Source organism: Gilvibacter sp. SZ-19, assembly GCF_002163875.1.
GTDB lineage: Bacteria > Bacteroidota > Bacteroidia > Flavobacteriales > Flavobacteriaceae > Gilvibacter.
In genome coordinates, this window is sequence record NZ_CP019333.1 from 1,981,658 (window position 1) to 1,998,064 (window position 16,407).

Sequence of the window (16,407 nt, forward strand, 5' to 3'; positions counted from 1 at the left end):
AATTATGAGTGAAAAAGAAATCAAAAACCTAGAAGAGATCTTTGAGCAGCGCATTGCCAATGACGAAAAGATCGAACCTAAAGATTGGATGCCAGAGAAGTATCGCAAGACACATATTCGTCAGATCTCTCAGCACGCACATTCAGAAATTGTTGGGATGTTACCAGAAGGCAATTGGATCACCCGCGCCCCTTCCTTGAGACGCAAGGCTGCTTTGTTAGCAAAAGTTCAAGATGAAGCAGGCCACGGATTGTATCTATACAGTGCTTGTGAGACCTTAGGGATCAGTCGTGAAGAATTGTACGATCAACTTCACACCGGAAAGGCCAAATACTCCAGTATCTTCAACTACCCAACAGTAACCTGGGCAGATATAGGAGCCATTGGTTGGTTGGTAGACGGTGCTGCGATCATTAACCAAGTGCCGCTTTGTAACACCTCTTTTGGACCATACGCCAGAGCAATGGTTCGCGTTTGTAAAGAGGAGAGTTTCCACCAGCGTCAAGGGTACGAGATCATGCTCACCCTGTCTAAAGGAACTCCGGAGCAAAAGGCAATGGCACAAGATGCGCTCAACCGTTGGTGGTGGCCAAGTCTTATGATGTTCGGCCCTACAGATGCCGAGTCTGTGCATACCGAGCAATCCATGAAGTGGAAGCTCAAGCGTAAAACCAATGACGAATTGCGCCAGCAGTTCATAGACCAGACCGTGCCGCAAGCGGACTTGCTTGGATTAACTGTACCGGACCCAGATCTTAAATGGAACGAGGAGCGAGGTTCTTATGATTTTGGTGAGATCGATTGGGACGAATTCTGGCAGGTGGTAAAGGGTCACGGACCTTGTAATAAGGAGCGCATGAACACACGTGTTTCTGCCTGGGAAAACGGAGCTTGGGTACGCGATGCAGCTGTCGCCTATGCAGAGAAAAAAGAAAAAGCAAAATCAGAAGTGGCTCAGGCCAGCTAAATTGAAAGTTATGGAAAAAAAGAACTGGCCATTATGGGAAGTCTTTGTCCGATCCAAGAACGGATTGGAACACAGACATTTTGGTAGTTTACATGCTGCGGATGCCACGATGGCTTTAGAAAACGCTCGTGATGTTTACACGCGACGCAATGAGGGAGTGAGCATATGGGTTGTGGAGTCCAAACACATCACAGCCTCTAATCCGGAAAATCACGGCGAGCTGTTCGAACCAGCTCAAGATAAGGTTTACCGTCATCCTACCTTCTACAAGCTACCCGATGAGGTAAAACATATGTAATGGCAATGGAGAAACAATCTTTATACGCATACATGCTCACCTTGGGAGACAATGCGCTGATCTTAGGACAGCGACTGGGCGAACTTTGTGGGCACGGGCCAAGTTTGGAGACCGACATTGCGCTGACCAATATCGCCTTGGATCTACTTGGGCAAACCCGCAGTTGTTTTCAATATGCGGCTTCTCAGCTCGAGGGCAAATCAGAAGACGATGTCGCTTTTTCTCGCAAGGAAAACCAGTACACCAATGTTCTTTTGGTGGAGCAACCCAATACCGACTTTGCTTATGTGATCACACGCCAGTATTTCTTTGATGTGTATCATTTAATGCTGATGGAATGGTTAGCGGTTAATTCTGCCGACGAGACTATTAAAGCGATTGCCAATAAAGCGGTAAAGGAGGCTCGTTATCACCGCCGATTCTCTTCGGATTGGATGCTGCGCCTGGGCGACGGAACTTCAGAAAGTCATCAGCGTGTGGTTCAAGCTGTAGAAGACCTATGGCCTTATACCCAAGAGTTCTTTGTGCCTTCTGAGGCAGAAACCTTGGCCGCCCAAGCTGGAATAGGCCCTGAGCTCTCTTCTTTTAAAGAGCATTACTACAACGATGTAGTATCGCTATTGCAGAAAGCCACCATTGCTGTACCAGAGAATCCGTACTTCCAAAAAGGGGGTAAACAAGGAGTTCATACCGAACATATGGGCTACCTCTTGGCCGATCTGCAATACATGCAACGCACCTATCCAAACATGACCTGGTAAGATGACCATTAAACTGCATCCTAATATAGAGGCCGATCTGATCCCGATTCTGGAAACTGTTCCAGACCCGGAAATTCCCGTTTTAACGGTGCTAGACCTAGGTGTTGTAAGAGAAGCAGTGCGAACGCCCGAAGGCGTTCATATAAAACTCACTCCAACTTATACTGGCTGTCCTGCTATGGATGTCATTGGCGACGACCTAAAAGCGGCATTTGCCAAAGAGGGAATAGTTGCAACAGTAGAACTGATCTTAGCTCCTGCCTGGAGTACTGATTGGATCAGCGAAGCGGGTCGTGAAAAAATGCGCGACTATGGTATTGCACCTCCACTGAGTGAAACTGCAGACAAGGCTGCACTTTTGGGAGACCAGCGTTTGGTGCCTTGCACCAACTGTAAATCAACGAATACTAAAATGATCAGTCAATTCGGCTCCACAGCTTGCAAAGCACTATTTCAGTGTATGGATTGCCAAGAACCTTTTGACTATTTTAAATGTCTTAAATGAGCGATTTTATTCAAGCCCGACGGGCAGCAGATGTGCAGTACATCTACTTGAACAGACCGGAAGTCTTTAACAGTTTCAATCGAGAAATGGCTTTGGCCATGCAAGATGAACTTGACGCCGCTGCAGAAGATAGTAGTGTGCGAGCCGTAGTTATTACTGGAATCGGGAAGGCCTTTTGTGCCGGTCAAGACTTGAAAGAGGTCACCATACCAGAACTCAATCCAGGCTTTAAAAAGATCCTCGAAGAGCATTACAATCCCATCATCCAACGTATAAGAATTCTTGAAAAGCCAGTTATCGCTGCTGTAAATGGAGTGGCTGCTGGCGCAGGAGCCAATATTGCATTGGCTTGTGATCTCGTTGTGGCTGCAGAAGAGGCCAGCTTTATCCAGGCATTCAGTAAGATCGGATTGGTTCCAGACAGCGGAGGAACCTTTTTCTTGCCGCGATTGATTGGAATGCAACGAGCAACAGCCCTGATGTTTCTGGGCGACAAGGTCAGTGCAACGGAGGCTGAACAAATGGGTATGATCTATCAGGCAGTACCAGGTTCCACTTTAGAGGAAAGCGTGGCGCTATTGGCAGAAAAATTAGCGGCTATGCCTACCCAGGCTCTAGCGCGTACTAAGATGTTGCTCAATGCATCTTACAACAGTTCTTTAGAAGGACAATTGCATATGGAATCTGAACAACAGATCGCTGCCGCTCAGAGCTTGGACTACGCAGAAGGGGTAGCGGCCTTTATAGAGAAAAGAAAACCCAATTTTATAGGACGATAATATGATACATCGGGTAGGGATTATAGGAGCCGGAACCATGGGGAGTGGCATTGCACAAGTTGCTGCCACAGCGGGTTGTGAGGTTGTACTTTGCGATCTGAACCAAGAAGTCTTGGACCGCTCCGCAGCAAAACTTGAACAAGTTCTGAGCCGTTTGGTGGTAAAAGGCCGAATCGAATCCGAAGAGAAGAAAAGAATCCAAGCTTTGATCAGCTATTCCACATCCTTAGGAGACCTGGGTGGGTCCAATCTGGTTATCGAAGCTATCGTAGAGTCCCTAGAGATCAAGACCAAGCTGTTTCAGCAATTAGAACCGCTGCTCGGAGACGATTGTATCATAGCCACCAATACCTCATCTTTATCTGTAGCGGCTATAGCTGCGTCTTTACAAAAACCGGAACGCTGTTTGGGAATTCACTTTTTCAATCCAGCTCCGCTGATGAAATTGGTGGAGGTCATTCCGGCAGTACAAACCACCAATCACAATACTGATCTAGTTGTCCAAACCATTAAGGATTGGGGTAAGGTGGTTGCCTTAGCCAAGGACACTCCAGGATTCATAGTAAATCGTGTGGCCAGACCTTTCTATGGCGAGGCGCTGCGGATATTGGAAGAAGGAATTGCCGATGTCCCAACCATCGATTGGGCATTGAAGAGCAAGGGAGGTTTTCGTATGGGGCCTTTTGAGCTAATGGATTTTATTGGCAACGATGTTAACTACACCGTAACCGAAACTGTTTTTAAGGCTTTCTATTACGACCCGCGCTACAAACCTTCTTTTACGCAAAAGCGCTTGAGCGAAGCCGGTTATTTAGGAAGAAAGTCGGGTAGAGGTTATTACAATTATGCCGAGGGAGCTGTAAATCCAGAACCTCAGACAGATGATGCCTTGGCAACAAAAATATTGAACCGTGTTTTGGTGATGTTGATCAATGAGGCTGCGGATGCTTTATATCTAAACATTGCCAGCGCTGAAGATATTGATCTGGCCATGACCAAGGGTGTAAATTACCCCAAAGGGCTTTTAGCTTGGGCAGACGAATTCGGTATAGCCAATTGCGTGGATCAATTAGATGCACTTTACGATACCTATCGTGAAGATCGCTACAGAACATCGCCGATACTTAGAAAAATGGCCGAGGCCAATCAAACCTTCTTTTAATGCAGGGCGAGAAGATTCCATACAAAATGCTTTCACTAGATCCTTTTAGCCAATGGCTGGGGATAGAGATCTTGCATTGTGAAGTTGGTCGGGTTCGATTAGGCCTAAAGGTAAGACCAGAGATGCTAAACAGTATGGGTTTTGCCCATGGCGGGATTACGTACGCTTTGGCGGATACTGCTTTTGGTTTTACCAGTAATACCCACGGTAAATATGCCGTGTCCATAGAAACCTCCATTAATCATATAGAAGCATTGAACGAAGGCGATTATTTGGTGGCCGAATGCACCTTGGACCACACCAAGAATAAAGTGGGTTTTAATATCGTGGAGATACACCGCGGAGACGAATTAGTAGCGCTGTTCAAAGGCGTGGTTTACAGAACATCAAAAGATTGGGAAGAATGAAAAAATTAGCAGTCCTACTATTTATTATAAGCCCTTTGTTCGTCTTTGGACAAGAGGATAGTAATCCACCAAACGAATTGGGAGCTATTGCTGTGAACTTTGAGGTAGACGAGGATTACTTTCCTATAAAAACCCCTGATGGGCAAGCTTTTTACAGCGAGGATTACAAAGCAGCTATTATGGGACAATTACTCCCGATCTCCTTTGAGCAAATGGAACTGGAATACAACACAGGCTCGCTTGAACAAGGTGGAGAGGTTGTAGAAAAAGATATTCTCACACTAGATGGAAAGCGTTTTTTGTTTGTTAAAATGATACTTAAGGATAAAGGGGACACCTATTTAACTATGTATGCACGCCAGAATGACGATTCCACCAGCATTTTGGTTTCAGGATTCTACGGTCCTGGACATGATGCTGAAAAAATGGATGCTTACACAAAAACAGCGGCATTGAGTGCTGCGGTAAAAGAATAATATGAAGGAAGCCTATATCATAGACGGAGTCAGAACTCCCATTGGAAATTACAAGGGAACTTTAAGCGCGGTGCGTACCGATGATTTGGGAGCCCACGTTATCCGGGAATTAACGGCGCGTCATCCAGAAATTCCCCTCGATGCTTATGATGACGTGATCATGGGTTGTGCCAATCAGGCCGGAGAGGATAATAGAAACGTGGCGCGTATGGCATTACTTTTAGCTGGTTTGCCTTTCACTGTTCCGGGGGAGACCATCAATCGCTTGTGCAGCAGTGGTCTTTCTGCAATTGTTCAGGCCAATCGTGCCATTAAAGCTGGAGATGGAGATCTTTTCATCTCTGGAGGTGTAGAGAACATGACCCGCGGCCCATATGTAATTGCGAAGCCTACTTCTGCTTTTGGGAATGATGCTAAAATGTACGATTCCAGCTTCGGTTGGCGATTCGTAAATCACAAGATGCACGAACTTTACGGCACTGACGGCATGGGAAATACCGCAGAGAACCTTGTGGCTAAGTACAACATTTCCCGTGAGGATCAAGATGCCTTTGCTTATTGGAGCCAAATGAAAGCTGCAGCAGCTCGCGAGAGCGGTAGACTTGGTATGGAGATCGTGGATGTGGTGATTCCGCAGCGCAAAAAAGACGATATCATCTTTTCGCAAGACGAATTCATAAAACCAACTACTTCTAAAGAAATACTAGCCAAATTACGTCCGGCATTCAAGTCAGACGGTAGTGTAACGGCCGGAAACTCTTCTGGTCTGAACGATGGAGCAGCAGCAACCATTGTCGCTTCAGAAGAAGCCGTGAAACAATATGGCCTTAAACCGCTGGCTAGAATTGTGAGTTCGGCAGTGGTAGGGGTAGAACCTCGAATCATGGGTATAGGCCCGGTAGAGGCAACCTACAAAGCACTCCAGAAAGCCAATTTGAGCCTAGAAGATATGGATGTCATTGAGCTCAATGAAGCCTTTGCTTCCCAAGCTTTGGCCTGTATTAGACAGTGGGGCTTGGCCGATGACGACCCAAGAATTAACCCGAACGGAGGTTCTATAGCTATCGGGCATCCGTTAGGAGTTACGGGAACGCGAATCGCTTATTCCGCAGCATTGGAATTGCAACAAACGGATAAACGCTATGCGCTTATTACCATGTGTGTTGGTGTGGGACAAGGATATGCGGCCATCATAGAAAATGTAAACCTTTAGGTCAGATGAAAGTAGTAGTCATAGGAGGAAACGGAACCATAGGTAACCATGTAGTTGCTGCGCTTAAGCAAGAACATGAGGTGGTTGTTGTAGGTCGAAACTCTGGCGATATTCAGGTGGATATGGCAAACGAGGCCGACTTGATCCGTCTCTTTAAAACTACAGGAACTGTAGATGCTGTTGTGGTAACTGCCGGAGATGCTAAATGGGACAAGTTTGACAACTTAAGCGAAGACGACTTCTACATAGGTATAAACAGCAAACTTATGGGGCAGGTCAATGTGGTTCGCATTGCCAAAGACTATTTGAGCCAGGGAGGCTCCATTACCTTATCTACAGGTATTCTAGCGGACGATCCTGTGGATATGACTACTTCCGCAGCCATGGTCAATGGTGCTATTCACAGTTTTGTAAAGGCTGTAGTTCTTGAATTGGACGCGGTGCGTGTCAATGTGGTATGTGCCGGTCTGGTAGAAGATGCCTACGAAAAATATAAAGACTATTTCCCCGGACACGATCCGGTGTCTATGGCTAAAGTCACGAACGCTTATCTAAAGAGTGTTCTCGGAAAGATCAACGGACAAATAATACGCGTAAACGCATAAAAGAGCAGTATGAATAAGACCCAACATTATGTTTTAGGATCCTGGATGGACGGGGCCGGAGACGGTAACCCAATTGCCGATTCAGTTACCGGAGAAATTTTTACTGCAGTTTCTGTAGAAGGTCTTGCGGTGCCAGATATTCTTCAATACGGCCGTGATAAAGGTGATGTGCTTAGAAAGATGACCTTTCAAGAGCGCGGGAATATGCTCAAGAAGCTCGCTTTGCATCTAACTAAAAAGAAAGAAGCCTTTTATGAGCTCAGTTACAGAACTGGAGCCACGCGCATTGACAGTTGGATCGATATAGAAGGCGGATTCGGAAACCTCTTTGCCAATGCATCCTTGCGTAAGCTATTCCCGAACCAACCGTACCACGTAGAAGGAGATCCTATTGACCTTTCTCGCGGCGGACGTTTTATGGCCCATCACATCATGGTGCCACGACAAGGAGTTGCTGTTCATATCAACGCCTTCAACTTCCCGGTTTGGGGCATGCTAGAGAAATGCGCCGTAAACTGGATGGCCGGAATGCCCGCTGTAGTCTTGCCTGCGCCGCAAACCGCCTATTTAGCAGAAGCTGTAGTACGTGAGATAATCGCCTCAGGAATTTTGCCTGAAGGAAGTTTACAACTCATCAGCGGTACAGCCAAGAACATTTTAGATACCGTACAATCTCAAGATGTGGTGACCTTTACGGGTTCTGCCAGTACTGGTCGTTTGTTAAAGAACCATCCGCAGCTACTTGCAGAATCTGTGCCTTTTACTATGGAGGCTGATTCCTTGAACGCTTCTATCTTAGGAGCTGATGCGGTTCTGGGTACTCCAGAATTCGATCTCTTCATCAAAGAGGTTCGCAAGGAAATGACCGTAAAATGTGGTCAAAAATGTACCGCGATCAGAAGGATCATAGTTCCGGAGCCTTTAATAGAAGATGTGCAGATCGCTCTAGGCAAAGCATTAGACAAGGTGACTGTTGGTGATCCACGCCTTAAAGAAGTGCGCATGGGTGCCTTGGTAAGCACGCAGCAACGTGATGCTGTAAAAGAACAAGTAAGCAAGATCGCCGAAACCGCCAGCTTGGTATATGGTGATCTTGAAACTGTCAATACTACTGGAGCTGATGCAGCTGCTGGAGCATTTATATCGCCCATCCTTTTGCGTGAGGATGATCCATTTAAAAATCAAGCGGCACACGTTACAGAAGCCTTTGGTCCTGTAAGTACGCTGATGCCGTATAAAGATCTGGACGAAGCCATTACCTTGGCTCGTATGGGTAAAGGTTCTTTGGTGAGTTCCATTGTTACCCATGACGATAGTGTTGCCAGAGATTATGTAGTAGGTGCAGCAAGCCACCACGGACGTATTTTGGTGCTCAACAGAGAGAATGCCAAAGAAAGTACTGGTCACGGTTCTCCGCTGCCAAACCTTATCCACGGGGGTCCGGGTAGAGCAGGAGGTGGTGAAGAAATGGGTGGCATGCGCGGTGTAAAGCATTATTTGCAGCGCTGTGCGGTGCAAGGTTCACCAACTACGCTAACTGAGGTAACCGGGATCTATCAGCCTAAAGGTGCCTATAAAGAAATTGACAAGCATCCTTTTGCTTACCATTGGGAAGATATCGAGCCGGGCATGTCTTTAAAGACGCACAAGCGTACCATTACCGATGGTGACATTGTGAATTTTGCCAACCTAACTTGGGATCATTTCTATGCGCATACGGATATTACTTCTTTAGATGGATCCATCTTTGAAAAGCGCACGGCACACGGGTATTTCATCTTGGCTGCCGCAGCAGGTTTGTTTGTCTATCCGAACAAAGGACCAGTAGCTGCAAACTACGGTTTAGAGGAATGCCGCTTTTTACGACCTATTTATCACAACGATACCGTTTATGTACGCCTGACCTGTAAGCAGAAGATCGACAGAGATTCTCGTGGTAAGGAATTGCCAAGCGGAATTGTAAAATGGTACGTGGAAGTTTTTGATACTGCGGATGAGTTAGTGGCCATTGCGACCATCTTGACCATGGTACAAAAGAAGCAGACGGTCTTTACAGAAATGACCGATAGCAGCATAAAAAGTTGCTTGAACAGACTTCAGGCCAACGATAAACCCGCTTGGGGAACCATGTCAGCTCAGGCTATGGTAGAACACTTGGAGTATACCTACCGCATTGCCAGCGGAGAGATCCAAGATTTTGAGATCGCCACGCCAGAAAAGATATTAGAAAAGGTCAATGAGACCTTATACAACTACAAGAAAATGCCTAGGGAATACGATTTTCCATTGGCTGCGCAGTCAAAGATCAATGAGCATTTGCATGCTGATCTAGAAACTGCAAAAATTAAAATGCTAGAAGCGCGCGAGGCGTATCTGCAGTTCTTTAATGAGAACCCAGACGCCATTACCAACAATGTTGTTTTTGGACCCCTAAACAAGTTTGAATGGTACTTACTGGAGCGCAAGCATTTGAATCATCATTTTGAACAATTTAATTTATTGTAGAAATTAAATTGTTCAAACTTCCCACGAAGGTGGGAATCTAAAACTTGAGTATGAAACACTGCGTTTACATGATTTCAAATAAAAAAGATGGTGTTTTATATGTCGGAAAAACTAAAAGACTGAAACAACGGATATATCAACATAAGAGCAAAGCGCATCCAAATACATTTTCTGCGAGATATAATTTGGATAAGCTGATGTATTTCGAGGAGTTTCAGAGTCACGAGGATGCTCTTCTTCGAGAGAGAAGAATAAAGAAATGGAAGAGAGCATGGAAAATAGAATTAATCGAGAAATCTAATCCTAATTGGAGGGATTTGTACGAAGAAATATAATTAGAGATTAACCTTAAAAAGACACCCGATGTTTCGGGTGATAAATATGACGGCACCCTACGTTAAAACGAATATAGATGACGGGATAGAAACCATTGAATTCTTTCATCCCGCGCACAACAGCTTACCGGGAGACATCTTGGCGCAACTTGCCGATGCTATTACTGCTGCTGGTGAAAATGAGGCTGTAAAAGTGATCATTTTAAAAAGCGGTGGCGATCGCACTTTCTGCGCAGGCGCCAGTTTTAAAGAACTCATCGCTATAGACGATGCTCAAACCGGGCAGGTGTTCTTTTCCGGGTTTGCCAATGTGATCAACGCCATGCGCAAATGTCCAAAGTTTATCATTGGTCGTGTGCAAGGAAAGACCGTTGGAGGCGGAGTTGGATTGGCTTCGGCTACTGATTACTGTATGGCGACCAAATTTGCAGCCATTAAACTCAGTGAACTCAACGTTGGGATCGGGCCCTTTGTAGTTGGGCCTGCTGTACAGCGCAAGCTTGGTTTAAGCGGCATGTCGCAGATCGCTATAGATGCCAATACTTTCTATCCTGCAGAATGGGCGAGACAAAAAGGATTGTTTACCCAGGTTTACGATTCTACAGAAGAATTGGACGAGGCTGTCAATGGTTTTGCCAAGCAGCTCTGCGGATACAATCCAGAAGCCATGCGTGAAATGAAGCAAATGTTCTGGCAAGGAACTGAGCATTGGGACGAGCTCTTGGCCCAGCGAGCTGCCATTAGCGGACGCTTGGTATTGAGTGAATTCACCAAAGAAACTTTGAAACGATTTAAGTAGTGATCTATTCCTTTAAAGGACATATCCCAGTAGTGCACCGCAGCAGTTTTGTGCATCCTTTGGCGGCAGTGACCGGCAATGTGATCATTGGTAAAGACTGTTATATAGGGCCAGGAGCTGCTATTCGCGGCGATTGGGGTGAGATCGTTTTAGAGGATGGAGTCAATGTGCAGGAGAACTGCACCGTACATATGTTTCCGGGCAAGAGTATTACGCTGGCTGCCGGAGCCCATGTGGGCCACGGAGCAGTAATTCACGGGGCTAATTTGGGTCGTAATTGTCTTATTGGGATGAACTCGGTGATCATGGATGATGCGGTCATCGGTGATGAATCCATAGTCGGAGCCATGAGTTTTGTCAAGGCAGAAACGGTGATCCCAAGACGCAGTTTGGTGGTCGGAAATCCGGCTAAAGTGATCAAAGAGGTCAGTGACGAGATGATCGCTTGGAAGACTGCAGGGACCAAACTCTATCAGCAGTTGCCGGCAGACTGTCACGAATCCCTCAAAGAAGTAGAACCACTAACAGAGATTCCAGAGAACAGGCCTGAACAAGAAGATTTTTATAAAACACTAGCGAGTTTTAAACGCAATAATTCATGAAGAAACACACCTTGACTTTACCGAGAATGGGAGAATCCATTACAGAAGGTACCCTGCTGAACTGGTTGGTAGGAGAAGGGGAGACCTTTGCAGAAGGAGATATCCTCTGTGAAGTGGCTACAGACAAGGTAGACAATGAAGTTCCTGCACCTGCTGCCGGAACTCTTATAAAGCATTTGGCTGCGACCAAAGAAGTTGTTGCCGTTGGGGCGCCTTTGGCAGAATTGGAACTCAGTGATGAAGTTGTGGTAAAAGCTGAGGCCCCAAAAACTGCTGCTCCAACATCCGCAGTACCAAAAACATCAATACCTAAGAAAAAGACAGCTACGGGCTATACGGTCAACGAGAATATCTTTGTGAGTCCGCTCATTGAGGCCATTGCTCGGGAGCATCATATAAGCTTTGAAGAACTGGCTCGGATCCCAGCTACAGGGAATGAGGGTCGCCTGAGAAAGAGTGACGTTATGCAATACATTGCAGACGGGCGTCCGTATCAGTTCGTGCAACCCGCAAGCGATTCTGGCTTTAAGGTGCCCGATCTGAAGTTTGACAAAGGTACAGGAGAACGCGTACCTATGGACCGTATGCGCCAAATGATCGCAGATCATATGGTGTTCTCCAAGCACACTTCGCCTCACGTAACAGCCTATGTGGAAGCCGACCTTACTGCCATGAGTACCTGGCGCAAGGCAAATAAAACGGCTTTTATGGATAAGCATGGGCAGAAGCTGACCTTCACGCCATTGTTTATTCAAGCCATTGCAAAAGCGATTCAAGATTTCCCGAACATCAACAGTTCGCTAGACGGCGAAGACATCATTATTAAAGATCATATCAATATTGGGATGGCGACTGCATTACCCAGTGGTAATTTGATCGTACCTGTCGTAAAAGATGCTGATAAATTGAACTTGGCGGAATTGGCTGCGGAGACTAACCGTTTGGCCCTCGCTGCTCGCGAAGGCAATCTCAAAGCAGATGATACCCAAGGAAGCACCTTTACCATAAGTAATGTAGGGACTTTTGGAAGTCTAATGGGAACGCCGATCATCAATCAGCCAGAGGCCGCGATCCTAGCAACGGGAATCATTAAAAAACGCGCTGAGGTGATCGAGTATCCGGAAGGCGATAAGATCGAGATCCGTGAAATGATGTATCTCTCCCTCTCCTTTGACCATCGTATCGTAGATGGTTTCTTGGCAGGATCTTTCTTAAGAAGAATAGCCGATTATATGGAACAATTTGATTCCAACAAAACGATTTAAGACCATGGAAACTACTATGCAAAACATAAAAATTCAAACGGTAGCCGAGTCTCGAGCCACTGCTGTTGATTTTGACAATATCCCATTGGGACGCACCTTTACCGATCATATGTTCATTTGTCAATATGAGGATGGACAATGGCAAGACCCAGAAATTCGCCCATTGGAACTTATTCCAACGCATCCGGCTGCTATGGCCTTGCATTATGGTCAAGCTATTTTTGAAGGCATGAAGGCGACGGTGGATGCTTCTGGGAACCCTATGCTTTTTAGAGCTTATGACAATGCTGCACGCCTCAACTTTAGTGCTGCGCGTATGGGCATGCCTGATTTTCCTGAGGAACTTTTCGTAGAAGGCTTAAAGCAATTGGTAGCCTTGGAACGCAGTTGGATTCCTCCTCAAGAAGGTAGCGCTCTGTACTTGCGTCCGTTTATGTATGCCGATGAGCCATTTATTGGGATGCGTGCTGCGACCTCTTATAAGTTTATCATTATCGCCTCGCCGGCAGGACCGTTCTTTAGCAAGCGTATCCGTTTATATGCAGAGAATCAATACATCCGTGCTGCTCAAGGTGGAACAGGAGAAGCTAAAGCGGCAGGAAACTACGCGGCTGCCATTCGCCCTACTGAATTGGCCAAAGCCAAAGGTTATGACCAGGTGTTGTGGTTAGATGCAGAGCATCACGAATATATTCAGGAAGTGGGAACCATGAATATCTTTTTTAAGATTGATGGGCATTTTGTAACACCTACACTAGACGGTGCCGTGCTTGACGGAATCACTAGACGTTCTGTGATGACGCTCTTGGAAGATGCTGGGTACAAGGTGGAGCAAAGACGCATCAGTATTAAAGAATTGGCCAAAGCTGCTGCAGAAGGACGCTTAGAAGAAGCCTTCGGAACAGGAACAGCAGTGGGTATTGCCTATATAGAAGCCATTGGTTGGGGAGATGAGGTGATCCCATTAGGTGACAGTAGCCCAGTGGCAGAACAGATCAATGCCACCTTAAACGGAATTAAAACAGGTCGTTTAGAAGATGAGCACAACTGGATGCTCACGGTTTAGTTTCCGCAGCTATGAATAAAGAACTTTTACAAAAGGCGTTTGCCAATGTGGCCACAGCTAAGGCTATGACCGAACTCTATGAGGAGAACTTTAAAGAGGTCTCTAAATATGTACATGCAACCTCGCGTGGACATGAGGTAATTCAGACTGCTGTGGGCCTGCAATTGAAACCGCAGGATTATATGTTTCCCTACTACCGAGACGACTCAATGTTACTCGCCATTGGGATGCAGCCTTATGAGTTGATGCTTCAGGTTTTGGCCAAAAAAGACGATCCTTTCTCCGGCGGAAGAACCTATTATTCGCATCCGAGTCTGCGCGATGACGACAAACCCAAGATCCCGCATCAAAGTTCTGCTACTGGAATGCAAGCCATCCCGGCAACAGGAGTTGCTATGGGCTTTTGGTATAAGGAAAGTGTGGGGCTTCAGGATGATTCTGTAGAAGCTCCTGTAGTAGTTTGTTCCTTGGGAGACGCATCAGTTACCGAAGGAGAGATCGCAGAAGCATTTCAAATGGCTGCTTTAAAGCAGTTGCCGATCTTGTATTTGGTACAGGATAACGGCTGGGATATCAGTGCCAATGCTGCGGAGACTAGAGCGCAGAACGCCTATGAATACGCAGCCGGATTTCACGGTTTAGACGCAGTAACTATAGACGGAACGGATTTTGCCGAGAGTTATTCCCAATTAGAAGAGATCATTGCAACCATTCGTAAAGAGCGCAGACCGTTTTTGGTTCATGCAAAGGTGCCTCTTTTGAATCACCATACCTCTGGAGTGCGTATGGAGTGGTATCGAGATGATCTGGAGGAGGCGCGCAGTCGTGATCCCTATCCGAAGATCAAAAAATTATTGAGCGATAATGGTTTTTCTGCGGAGCAGATCAGCGCCATTGAATCCGAAGTAAAAGAAAAAGTAGCTGCGGACTATGTCAAGGCCAAGGCAGCAGAAGATCCTAAACCCGAAGATCTGTTTACCCACGATTTTGCACCAACTCCTGTTACTGAGGAGCAAGGAGATCGCAGCCCAGAAGGAGCAGAGCAAGTAGTTATGGTAGACTGTGCGCTTTTTGCCATAGAAGAACTCATGGCGCAAAACAAGGAATGTCTGCTTTATGGGCAAGATGTGGGAGCGCGCTTGGGAGGTGTGTTTAGAGAAGCCGCGACTTTAGCGCAGAAGTTTGGAGACAATCGCGTTTTCAATACCCCTATTCAAGAGGCTTTTATTGTGGGGTCTACGGTGGGGATGAGCGCTGTGGGGCTAAAACCAATTGTGGAGGTTCAGTTTGCCGATTATATCTGGCCAGGACTCAATCAGTTGTTTACCGAGGTGAGTCGCAGTTGTTATTTGAGTAATGGCAAGTGGCCAGTTTCGATGATCTTGCGTGTGCCTATCGGAGCATATGGAAGTGGCGGACCGTATCACAGTTCATCTGTAGAAAGCGTGGTGACCAATATTAGAGGGTTAAAGATCGCTTATCCGAGTAATGGCGCCGATCTAAAAGGATTGCTCAAAGCGGCCTATCACGATCCGAACCCTGTGGTGATCTTTGAACATAAAGGCTTGTATTGGAGCAAGGTGCCTGGTACCAAAGGAGCGACCTCCTTGGAGCCTGCAGAAGATTATATTTTACCTTTCGGGAAAGCTTGGGTCCTCAATGAGATCTGGAAGCAAGAGCAAGAAGAAACCTTGAGCATCATTACCTATGGTATGGGTGTGCATTGGGCTATGAATGCTGCTGAGGAGTTGGGAATGAAAGATCGCATAGAGATCGTCGACCTGAGAACCTTACATCCTTTAGACTACGAAACAGTTTTTGCTTCTGTCAATAAATGTGGTAAATGTTTGGTAGTAACGGAAGAACCGTCAGAGAACAGTTTTGCCAGAGCTTTGGCAGGAAGAATACAGGAAGAATGCTTTACGGCTCTAGATGGTCCGGTAATGGTCATAGGAAGCGAAAACATGCCGGCTATTCCGCTCAACAGTACCTTGGAACAGACCATGATCCCATCCACAGAGAAAGTAAAAGCCAAGATCAAAACCCTTTTGGAATATTAGCAACTGATAGGTTTATAGAACAAAAAAGGCGATCGTTGTGATCGCCTTTTGTATTTGTGCTTTTATTATTTTGGCTCCGGAGGGAACTCTTCAAGGATCTTAGCAACGATCTCTTGAATACGAGCAATTTTTCGCTCCACACTCAGGTGAGAGATATTGGCTGTACCTAATCCTTGCCAAACCAGTTCATTGGTCGTGGTGTCTATCAAGTCAATATACAAAGTGCCTTCTGTACGGCTAGAAACTGTATTGCCAAAGCCGCCGCCCCACCACCATGGGTTCCAACCCCAGCCCCAGCCAAAGTTGTTGTTGTAAACGTCTACGCGTTCCCGTTCTTTAGTAAAAATGCTGATAAGCAGATCCGGGTTTTCGCTTTTGATCATGCCTTTGGCAGTCAATTCGGCATCGATAGCTCTAAGAATTCGCTTTTTGTCCAGATCTGAGATCTGTGCTTTATCAACGCCAGGTTTAAAGAAGGCGAATGATCTGTAATTGTCAAAACTGGCTGTTGTATCATAGTCGGACACCACGCGTACGGAGGTGCAAGAGCTCATCACAAGCAGTACTAAAGCAGCCAAGGGTAAGAATTTTCTAATTTGCAT

The 16,407-nt window shown here is 46.1% G+C and carries 18 protein-coding genes; 17 read left to right on the forward strand and 1 reads right to left on the reverse strand.

What is annotated here, in order from left to right:
- Positions 1-4: 4 nt before the first annotated feature.
- Genes paaA through BTO09_RS09260 form a run of 17 tightly spaced genes read left to right on the forward strand, consistent with a single transcriptional unit; the run spans position 5 to position 15,805 of the window.
- Positions 5-967 carry a 1,2-phenylacetyl-CoA epoxidase subunit PaaA gene (paaA, locus tag BTO09_RS09180; RefSeq protein WP_087524486.1) on the forward strand — a complete coding sequence of 321 codons (963 nt, stop codon included), beginning with the start codon at positions 5-7 and terminating at the stop codon, positions 965-967.
- Between the two features lie 10 nt (positions 968-977).
- Complete coding sequence (paaB, locus tag BTO09_RS09185) at positions 978-1,265, forward strand: 1,2-phenylacetyl-CoA epoxidase subunit PaaB (RefSeq protein ID WP_087524487.1); 288 nt, start codon at positions 978-980, stop codon at positions 1,263-1,265.
- A gap of 5 nt (positions 1,266-1,270) precedes the next feature.
- On the forward strand, positions 1,271-2,026 hold the full coding sequence (paaC, locus tag BTO09_RS09190) for a 1,2-phenylacetyl-CoA epoxidase subunit PaaC (RefSeq protein ID WP_087525536.1): 756 nt from the start codon (positions 1,271-1,273) through the stop codon (positions 2,024-2,026).
- Position 2,027: 1 nt separating this feature from the next.
- Positions 2,028-2,531: a 1,2-phenylacetyl-CoA epoxidase subunit PaaD gene (paaD, locus tag BTO09_RS09195; RefSeq protein WP_087524488.1), complete on the forward strand. Its 504-nt coding sequence runs from the start codon at positions 2,028-2,030 to the stop codon at positions 2,529-2,531.
- Entirely contained in the window at positions 2,528-3,310 is a 783-nt protein-coding gene (locus BTO09_RS09200; protein ID WP_087524489.1) for an enoyl-CoA hydratase-related protein, read from the forward strand. The genes paaD and BTO09_RS09200 overlap by 4 nt, the downstream gene beginning before the upstream one ends.
- A 1-nt stretch (position 3,311) precedes the next feature.
- Complete coding sequence (locus tag BTO09_RS09205) at positions 3,312-4,472, forward strand: 3-hydroxyacyl-CoA dehydrogenase NAD-binding domain-containing protein (protein ID WP_087524490.1); 1,161 nt, start codon at positions 3,312-3,314, stop codon at positions 4,470-4,472.
- Positions 4,472-4,879, forward strand: coding sequence for a PaaI family thioesterase (locus BTO09_RS09210; protein ID WP_087524491.1), 408 nt, complete (start codon positions 4,472-4,474; stop codon positions 4,877-4,879). The genes BTO09_RS09205 and BTO09_RS09210 overlap by 1 nt, the downstream gene beginning before the upstream one ends.
- Positions 4,876-5,355: a hypothetical protein gene (locus BTO09_RS09215; RefSeq protein ID WP_087524492.1), complete on the forward strand. Its 480-nt coding sequence runs from the start codon at positions 4,876-4,878 to the stop codon at positions 5,353-5,355. Before BTO09_RS09210 ends, BTO09_RS09215 begins: the two co-directional genes overlap by 4 nt.
- A gap of 1 nt (position 5,356) precedes the next feature.
- Positions 5,357-6,568 carry a 3-oxoadipyl-CoA thiolase gene (gene pcaF / locus BTO09_RS09220; RefSeq protein WP_087524493.1) on the forward strand — a complete coding sequence of 404 codons (1,212 nt, stop codon included), beginning with the start codon at positions 5,357-5,359 and terminating at the stop codon, positions 6,566-6,568.
- A gap of 5 nt (positions 6,569-6,573) precedes the next feature.
- Complete coding sequence (locus tag BTO09_RS09225) at positions 6,574-7,173, forward strand: short chain dehydrogenase (protein ID WP_087524494.1); 600 nt, start codon at positions 6,574-6,576, stop codon at positions 7,171-7,173.
- Between the two features lie 9 nt (positions 7,174-7,182).
- Positions 7,183-9,678: a phenylacetic acid degradation bifunctional protein PaaZ gene (gene paaZ / locus BTO09_RS09230; protein ID WP_087524495.1), complete on the forward strand. Its 2,496-nt coding sequence runs from the start codon at positions 7,183-7,185 to the stop codon at positions 9,676-9,678.
- A 50-nt stretch (positions 9,679-9,728) separates the two neighbouring features.
- Positions 9,729-10,013, forward strand: coding sequence for a GIY-YIG nuclease family protein (locus BTO09_RS09235; RefSeq protein ID WP_087524496.1), 285 nt, complete (start codon positions 9,729-9,731; stop codon positions 10,011-10,013).
- A gap of 46 nt (positions 10,014-10,059) precedes the next feature.
- A complete protein-coding gene (locus BTO09_RS09240; protein ID WP_087524497.1) occupies positions 10,060-10,812 on the forward strand; it encodes an enoyl-CoA hydratase/isomerase family protein in 753 nt (250 codons plus the stop codon).
- A complete protein-coding gene (locus BTO09_RS09245; protein ID WP_087524498.1) occupies positions 10,812-11,414 on the forward strand; it encodes a transferase hexapeptide repeat family protein in 603 nt (200 codons plus the stop codon). The genes BTO09_RS09240 and BTO09_RS09245 overlap by 1 nt, the downstream gene beginning before the upstream one ends.
- Positions 11,411-12,679 carry a dihydrolipoamide acetyltransferase family protein gene (locus tag BTO09_RS09250; RefSeq protein ID WP_087524499.1) on the forward strand — a complete coding sequence of 423 codons (1,269 nt, stop codon included), beginning with the start codon at positions 11,411-11,413 and terminating at the stop codon, positions 12,677-12,679. Before BTO09_RS09245 ends, BTO09_RS09250 begins: the two co-directional genes overlap by 4 nt.
- 16 nt (positions 12,680-12,695) lie before the next feature.
- A complete protein-coding gene (locus tag BTO09_RS09255; protein WP_232454944.1) occupies positions 12,696-13,745 on the forward strand; it encodes a branched-chain amino acid aminotransferase in 1,050 nt (349 codons plus the stop codon).
- 11 nt (positions 13,746-13,756) lie between these two features.
- Positions 13,757-15,805, forward strand: a complete 2,049-nt coding sequence (locus tag BTO09_RS09260; protein WP_087524501.1) for a thiamine pyrophosphate-dependent enzyme — start codon at positions 13,757-13,759, stop codon at positions 15,803-15,805.
- Between the two features lie 65 nt (positions 15,806-15,870).
- Here the strand turns inward: BTO09_RS09260 and BTO09_RS09265 are convergent, their stop codons facing one another.
- The gene (locus tag BTO09_RS09265) at positions 15,871-16,407 is read right to left on the reverse strand and encodes a DUF4136 domain-containing protein (protein WP_087524502.1); all 537 of its coding nucleotides are present in this window, start codon (positions 16,405-16,407) and stop codon (positions 15,871-15,873) included.

Excerpts from the sequence above, each read along its gene's own strand:
- paaA (WP_087524486.1), top strand. The coding sequence starts at position 5 with ATGAGTGAAAAAGAAATCAAAAACCTAGAAGAGATCTTTGAGCAGCGC.
- BTO09_RS09225 (WP_087524494.1), top strand. The coding sequence starts at position 6,574 with ATGAAAGTAGTAGTCATAGGAGGAAACGGAACCATAGGTAACCATGTA.
- BTO09_RS09200 (WP_087524489.1), top strand. The coding sequence starts at position 2,528 with ATGAGCGATTTTATTCAAGCCCGACGGGCAGCAGATGTGCAGTACATC.
- BTO09_RS09205 (WP_087524490.1), top strand. The coding sequence starts at position 3,312 with ATGATACATCGGGTAGGGATTATAGGAGCCGGAACCATGGGGAGTGGC.
- BTO09_RS09250 (WP_087524499.1), top strand. The coding sequence starts at position 11,411 with ATGAAGAAACACACCTTGACTTTACCGAGAATGGGAGAATCCATTACA.
- pcaF (WP_087524493.1), top strand. The coding sequence starts at position 5,357 with ATGAAGGAAGCCTATATCATAGACGGAGTCAGAACTCCCATTGGAAAT.
- paaB (WP_087524487.1), top strand. The coding sequence starts at position 978 with ATGGAAAAAAAGAACTGGCCATTATGGGAAGTCTTTGTCCGATCCAAG.
- BTO09_RS09240 (WP_087524497.1), top strand. The coding sequence starts at position 10,060 with ATGACGGCACCCTACGTTAAAACGAATATAGATGACGGGATAGAAACC.
- paaD (WP_087524488.1), top strand. The coding sequence starts at position 2,028 with ATGACCATTAAACTGCATCCTAATATAGAGGCCGATCTGATCCCGATT.
- BTO09_RS09235 (WP_087524496.1), top strand. The coding sequence starts at position 9,729 with ATGAAACACTGCGTTTACATGATTTCAAATAAAAAAGATGGTGTTTTA.
- BTO09_RS09210 (WP_087524491.1), top strand. The coding sequence starts at position 4,472 with ATGCAGGGCGAGAAGATTCCATACAAAATGCTTTCACTAGATCCTTTT.
- paaZ (WP_087524495.1), top strand. The coding sequence starts at position 7,183 with ATGAATAAGACCCAACATTATGTTTTAGGATCCTGGATGGACGGGGCC.
- BTO09_RS09260 (WP_087524501.1), top strand. The coding sequence starts at position 13,757 with ATGAATAAAGAACTTTTACAAAAGGCGTTTGCCAATGTGGCCACAGCT.
- BTO09_RS09255 (WP_232454944.1), top strand. The coding sequence starts at position 12,696 with ATGCAAAACATAAAAATTCAAACGGTAGCCGAGTCTCGAGCCACTGCT.
- BTO09_RS09215 (WP_087524492.1), top strand. The coding sequence starts at position 4,876 with ATGAAAAAATTAGCAGTCCTACTATTTATTATAAGCCCTTTGTTCGTC.
- BTO09_RS09265 (WP_087524502.1), bottom strand. The coding sequence starts at position 16,407 with ATGCAAATTAGAAAATTCTTACCCTTGGCTGCTTTAGTACTGCTTGTG.
- paaC (WP_087525536.1), top strand. The coding sequence starts at position 1,271 with ATGGAGAAACAATCTTTATACGCATACATGCTCACCTTGGGAGACAAT.